Origin of the sequence: Streptomyces sp. 13-12-16 (genome assembly GCF_002114215.1) — a bacterium.
In the GTDB taxonomy this organism is placed as follows: Bacteria; Actinomycetota; Actinomycetes; order Streptomycetales; family Streptomycetaceae; genus Streptomyces.
On record NZ_NCTE01000139.1, the window covers coordinates 1 to 5,279 of the forward strand.

The 5,279-nt window shown below is 72.5% G+C and carries 8 protein-coding genes; 3 read left to right on the plus strand and 5 right to left on the minus strand.

Features of this window, described 5'->3' with window-relative positions:
* Window positions 1–83 precede the first annotated feature (83 nt).
* Window positions 84–515 (minus strand): PRC-barrel domain-containing protein, encoded by a 432-nt coding sequence (locus B7767_RS06320; protein WP_085571263.1) that lies wholly within the window; start codon window positions 513–515, stop codon window positions 84–86.
* Window positions 512–1,096, minus strand: coding sequence for a PRC-barrel domain-containing protein (locus tag B7767_RS06325; protein WP_085571264.1), 585 nt, complete (start codon window positions 1,094–1,096; stop codon window positions 512–514). The genes B7767_RS06320 and B7767_RS06325 overlap by 4 nt, the downstream gene beginning before the upstream one ends.
* Before the next feature lie 147 nt (window positions 1,097–1,243).
* Between B7767_RS06325 and B7767_RS06330 the strand changes: the two genes are divergently transcribed.
* A complete protein-coding gene (locus tag B7767_RS06330) occupies window positions 1,244–1,699 on the plus strand; it encodes an ATP-binding protein (protein ID WP_085571265.1) in 456 nt (151 codons plus the stop codon).
* Between the two features lie 24 nt (window positions 1,700–1,723).
* Here the strand turns inward: B7767_RS06330 and B7767_RS06335 are convergent, their stop codons facing one another.
* Complete coding sequence (locus tag B7767_RS06335; protein ID WP_085571266.1) at window positions 1,724–2,611, minus strand: RNA polymerase sigma factor SigF; 888 nt, start codon at window positions 2,609–2,611, stop codon at window positions 1,724–1,726.
* Window positions 2,612–2,855: 244 nt separating this feature from the next.
* Here B7767_RS06335 and B7767_RS06340 point away from each other — a divergent pair, with 244 nt between their 5' ends.
* Entirely contained in the window at window positions 2,856–3,260 is a 405-nt protein-coding gene (locus tag B7767_RS06340) for a helix-turn-helix domain-containing protein (protein WP_085571267.1), read from the plus strand.
* 15 nt (window positions 3,261–3,275) lie between these two features.
* On the opposite strand, the gene B7767_RS06345 is transcribed toward B7767_RS06340, so the two are convergent.
* On the minus strand, window positions 3,276–3,878 hold the full coding sequence (locus B7767_RS06345; protein WP_085571268.1) for a ClpP family protease: 603 nt from the start codon (window positions 3,876–3,878) through the stop codon (window positions 3,276–3,278).
* Window positions 3,878–4,534 (minus strand): ATP-dependent Clp protease proteolytic subunit, encoded by a 657-nt coding sequence (locus B7767_RS06350; protein WP_085571269.1) that lies wholly within the window; start codon window positions 4,532–4,534, stop codon window positions 3,878–3,880. The genes B7767_RS06345 and B7767_RS06350 overlap by 1 nt, the downstream gene beginning before the upstream one ends.
* Before the next feature lie 221 nt (window positions 4,535–4,755).
* Between B7767_RS06350 and B7767_RS06355 the strand changes: the two genes are divergently transcribed.
* Complete coding sequence (locus tag B7767_RS06355) at window positions 4,756–5,238, plus strand: VOC family protein (RefSeq protein WP_085571270.1); 483 nt, start codon at window positions 4,756–4,758, stop codon at window positions 5,236–5,238.
* Window positions 5,239–5,279 lie beyond the last annotated feature (41 nt).

Genomic DNA, 5,279 nt, shown 5'->3' on the forward strand with positions numbered 1-5,279 from the left:
GGGCGGCCGGGCGGCCGGAAGGGATGCGTGAACTCACCTCTGCACGCTAAGCAGCCCCGGCCCGCCCCGCCCGCCGGGAGACCCTAACCGGGACGCCCGTGGCCCGTCCGGATCACCAGGGCGTGGTCGCCGAGGCCCAGCAGGCGGTCGGCCGGCAGCTCGCCGAGGGTCGTCAGGACCGCCTCGATGCGGGCGGTGACCGGATCGAACGCCGCGTCGAGCACGATGCCGCGTTCCTCGCCGCACTCGGTGAGCACCCTGCTCCCCACCAGGTCGCGGTGGGGCGGGACCTCGGCCGGGTGGCCGGCCGGGCGTGCGATCAGCATGTCCGGGCCGACCGCGCCCAGGGCGGTCCAGGCCACCACGGCCTCCCTGCGCAGCCGCCCGCGCCGTATCCGGACATGTGTGACCTCACCGGACGCCGCGTCGACCGTCAGCGCGCGGACCACCCCGACCCGGTCCGCGTCGCCCGGCGTCAGGACGGGCAGCCCGCGCACCCGTGAGAACAGCATCATCGGGCCGCGCCCCTCCCACGGTCGTGGTGGGCCCCGGCCCGGGCGACGAAGGCCGGCAGGTCGTCGGTGACGTACGTCGTCGCGTGCGCCGGGATCACCAGTGTCCGGCCGGAGACGCTCAGGGCCTCGCCCCGTGGCACGTACACCTGGTGCCGGCGGTGCCGGGAGCCGTGCACCAGCTCCCGGTGCGCGGCGAGCCGGAACGCGACGAGCCGGCCGCTGGTGCCGCCCTCGACCAGCACGTCGAGCACCGTGCCCACCAGGTCGCCGTCGTCGGTCAGCACCTGCGCCCCGAGCAGCCGCCCGCGCAGGGCGTCACGGCGCGCCACCGACAGGGGCAGGTCGCACAGCGCCCCCTCGTCGCGGACCATCACCGCGTGACGGCCCAGGCAGTGCACCGCCGGCCAGGGCAGATCCCGCGACAGCGGGCCCGACATCAGGGTCCGGCCGGTGAGGGTGAAGCTCGCGATCCGCCCGGCCGCCGGGTCGAAGACCGTGTCCTTGACATGCGCCACGGCATCGCCGCCCAGCGTCACCACGGGCAGCGTCGTCAGGCTCCGCACCGCCGTCAGTCCGTTCATGGCGCCCCTTCCGCCGAACCCGGCGGAACCCGGGTTCCCCGCCCCGCGGGGGCGAACACCGATCAGGTGGACTGCACCGCGGAAGTCGGGGTACCAGGACTGGTGCAGATTCGTCCGGCCGGCCCGGCTTCGCGGAGAGAAACGAGCATGACCTACCACCTGGACGGGGCAGTGATACCGACTGGTTTCGACGTGCCCGTGGAACCGCTGCGGCGGACGGCACACTTCACCGGCGAGCCGGGGTGCATCGCCGAGGCGCGGAGTTTCGCCGCGCACTTCCTCCAGCAGTTGCGGACCGAATGGTGCGCCACGATCGACGAGCGGGCCGACGGCGCGGTGCTGCTGGTGGTGAGCGAACTGGTCACCAACGCGGACCGGCACAGCAACGGGCCGTACATCCTGGAGCTGGAGGGCACCGACACCGTGCTCACGGTGGCCGTCTACGACAGCAGCGCCAGCCTGCCCCGGGTCTTCCCGCGCAACCCCGAACGCGTCGGCCGGCACGGTCTGGAGATCGTCCGCGCGCTGGCGCGGGACGTCACCGTCGAACGCGTGCCGGTCGGCAAGCGCGTACGCGCGGTACTGGACCTGGGTGCCGCCTGACCGGCCACGCCGCCGTCCGCCCGGTCAGGCGCAGCCGAGCTCGCCCAGCATGCCCTCGCGCAGCCGGGTGATGATCCGCTTGATCAGGCGGGACACGTGCATCTGCGAGCAGCCGAGACGCTCACCGATCTCCGCCTGGGTGGCCTCCTCCACGAACCGCATGTGGATGATCTCCCGGTCGCGTTCGCTGAGCTCGGCCATCAGCGGGGCGAGCGAGTGCAAGTCCTCGACGAGGCGCAGCCCCTCCTCCTCGACGCCGATGAAGTCGGCCAGCACGGCCTCGCCGTGCTCGGGGCCGTCACCGGTGAGGGCGGCGTCCAGCGACGACGAGTTGTACCCGTTCGCGGCGATCTGCCCCTCGACGACCTGCTGCTCGGTGATGTTCATCAGCGTGGCCAGCTCACCGACCGTGGGCTCCCGGTCCAGCCGGCTGGCGAGCTCCTCGCGGGCCTTCGCCAGCTCGACCCGCAGCTCCTGGAGCCGGCGCGGCACGTGCACGGCCCACGTGGTGTCACGGAAGAAGCGCTTGATCTCGCCGACGATGTACGGCAGCGCGAAGGAGGTGAACTCGACCTCGCGGGACAGCTCGAACCGGTCGATGGCCTTGATCAGACCGATCATGCCGGTCTGCACGATGTCGTCCATGTCGTCGCCGCGACCGCGGAACCGCCCGGCCGCGAACCGGACGAGGGACATGTTCATCTCGATGAGCGTGTTGCGCGCGTACTGGTACTCGTGCGTGCCCTCCTCCAGCTCCGCCATGCGGCGGAAGAACTGGCGGGACAGCTCCCTGGCGTCGCGCGGGGCGACGGCACGCGGATCCACCACGTCCCGCGGGTCCCCGTCACCCGTCACGGCTTCGGTGTGCTGCTCGACTACCTGCGCCTGCGACCGGATCACGGCGGTCCTCATTGCCTCTCCCCACGGATGCCACGGCTGACATGTGCCTGAGACCTGCGGGTACCCAGGCCGTGCGGACCCATGCCCACCGAGTTCCGGGAGGATCGGAACCGCGGTGCGCACCGGTCGTCACTCGTACATCCGATGGTACGGGGGCGCGGCCCGTACGGCGCTTCGGGCCGCGCCCCGGAGCGCCTTCACTCAGGGCGGAACGCCGGTCCCTTCCCCTCGGGGCCGGAATTCCTAGGCTGGGGAGGTGACCAGTCAAGAGTCGACCGGCCCAGCGCCGGACCGTGCCCGTGTCATCCCCCTGCGCCCCGGCCCGCCGCCGGACCCGGCGGCCCCCGCGCCCAGGGAGCCGCTGCTGCGCGACCTCGTCGGGGACGTGCTCCGCAGCGAGCGGCTCGCCCAGGAACGGACGCTGAAGGACGTCGCCGACGCGGCCCGGATCTCCATGCCCTACCTCTCGGAGGTGGAGCGGGGCCGCAAGGAGGCCTCCTCGGAGGTCCTCGCGGCCGCCGCCCGGGCGCTCGGCCTCGGCCTCGGCGACCTGCTGACCCGGGCCCACGGGGAACTGGTCCGCGCCACCGGCCGGCGGGCCGTCACCACGACCCGGGCAGCGTCCGGCTCCGCGCACGACGGGCTCTGCCTGGCCGCCTGACCCGCGCCCGGCGCCTCACACCCTCACGAGGCGCCGGGCCAGCACCTCGTCGGCCAGGCCGTACGCCACGGCCTCCTCGGCGGTGAACACCTTGTCGCGGTCCATGTCGGCCCGCAGGGTCGCCACGTCGTGGTGCGTGTGCCGGGACAGCACCTCCTCCACCTGGGAGCGGATCCGCACCATCTCCTTGGCCCGCAGCGACAGGTCGGACGCCGTGCCGCGCGTCCCGCCGGTGGCGGGCTGCCCGAGCAGCACCCGCGCGTGCTCCAGTACGAACCGCCGCCCCGGGTCCCCGCCGGCCAGCAGCACGGCCGCCGTGGACGCCGCCTGCCCGACGCAGAACGTCGAGATCGGCGCCTGGACGAACGTCATCGTGTCGTAGATCGCCATCAGCGAGGTGAACGAGCCGCCGGGGGAGTTGATGTAGACCGCGATCTCGCGCTCCGGCGCCGACGACTCCAGGTGGAGGAGTTGCGCGATGACGACGTTGGCGACCCCGTCGTCGATCTCCGTCCCCAGGAAGATGATCCGCTCGGCCAGCAGCCGGCTGAACACGTCGTAGGACCGCTCGCCCTGCGGGGTGCGCTCGACGACGTTCGGAATCGTGTACGACCCCATCACCGCAGCCCCATCCTGGGCCGGCCGGCGGCCGGACGGACGTCGTCGAGCGACTCCACCACCCGGTCGACCATCCCGTACTCCCTCGCCTGCTCGGCCGTGAACCAGCGGTCCCGGTCGCCGTCCCGGGAGATGGTCTCCGGGGTCTGGCCGGTGTGCTCGGCGGTGATCCGCTCGATGGTCCGCTTGGTGAACTCCAGGCTCTCCGCCTGGATCTCGATGTCGGCGGTGGTGCCCCCGATGCCGCCCGACGGCTGGTGCATCATGACGCGCGCGTTCGGCAGGGCGTAGCGCTTGCCGGGCGTGCCGACACAGAGCAGGAACTGGCCCATGCTGGCCGCGAAGCCCATGGCCAGGGTCGAGACGTCGTTGGGGATCAGCCGCATCGTGTCGTAGATGGCCAGGCCCGCGTGGACCGAGCCGCCGGGGCTGTTGATGTACAGGCTGATGTCGGTGCGCGGGTCCTCGGCGGACAGGACCAGCAACTGCGCGCACACGCGGTTGGCGGACACCTCGTCGACCTGCGTGCCGAGCAGCACGATGCGCTGCGCGAGGAGCTGGGAGGCGAGATGGTCGTCGAACCGGGTCGGCGGGGTGTCGCCCTCCTCGGCCCGGGGCAGCGGGACCGGCCACGGGCCGGCGGTGAACGGGGACATCGGCGCTCCTGAAGGTCGCTGGAACGCGGCCGGGACGACCGCGTGCCCCCACTCTCGACCGGCCCGCCGGGCCGGCGGGGAAATCTCTGCCCGCGGCAGATTCGCCACGGGCAGAGCGCTCGTCCGTGCCGCCGTCCGGACCGGTCCGGGGCCGCACCGATGAGTTCCGGGGCGGGGCCGGGTCAACACTCACGACCGTGTTCCACGCCCGGGAGGTAATCATGACCACCGACGGATTCACCACATGCCTCTGGTACGACGGCCAGGCCGAGGAGGCCGCGAACTTCTACGTCTCGGTCTTCAAGAACTCGAGCCTCGGCGGCATCGTCCGCAACACCGGCGCCACGCCCGGCGCCGAGGGCTCCGTGCTCACCGTCGAGTTCACGGCCAACGGCCAGAAGTTCGTCGCGCTCAACGGCGGGCCCGAGTTCACGTTCAACGAGGCGATCTCCTTCCAGCTCGACTGCGCTGACCAGGCGGAGATCGACCACTACTGGGAGAAGCTCGTCGAGGGCGGCGGCGAACACGGCCCCTGCGGCTGGCTCAAGGACCGGTTCGGCGTCTCCTGGCAGGTCAACGCGGTGCGGCTGACCGAGATGATCAGCGACCCGGACCGGCGGAAGGCGGACCGCGCCATGAAGTCCATGATGTCGATGGGCAAGCTCGACATCGCCGCCCTGGAGAAGGCGTACGCGGGCGAGTGAGGCGGCCCGGACCGACGCCGAGGCCGCCACGGGGCCCCGCC

Bases quoted from the DNA above. Each gene is read 5' to 3' on its own strand.
- B7767_RS06320 (WP_085571263.1), bottom strand. From the start codon at position 515: ATGATGCTGTTCTCACGGGTGCGCGGGCTGCCCGTCCTGACGCCGGGC.
- B7767_RS06335 (WP_085571266.1), bottom strand. From the start codon at position 2,611: ATGAGGACCGCCGTGATCCGGTCGCAGGCGCAGGTAGTCGAGCAGCAC.
- B7767_RS06355 (WP_085571270.1), top strand. From the start codon at position 4,756: ATGACCACCGACGGATTCACCACATGCCTCTGGTACGACGGCCAGGCC.
- B7767_RS06350 (WP_085571269.1), bottom strand. From the start codon at position 4,534: ATGTCCCCGTTCACCGCCGGCCCGTGGCCGGTCCCGCTGCCCCGGGCC.
- B7767_RS06345 (WP_085571268.1), bottom strand. From the start codon at position 3,878: ATGGGGTCGTACACGATTCCGAACGTCGTCGAGCGCACCCCGCAGGGC.
- B7767_RS06330 (WP_085571265.1), top strand. From the start codon at position 1,244: ATGACCTACCACCTGGACGGGGCAGTGATACCGACTGGTTTCGACGTG.
- B7767_RS06325 (WP_085571264.1), bottom strand. From the start codon at position 1,096: ATGAACGGACTGACGGCGGTGCGGAGCCTGACGACGCTGCCCGTGGTG.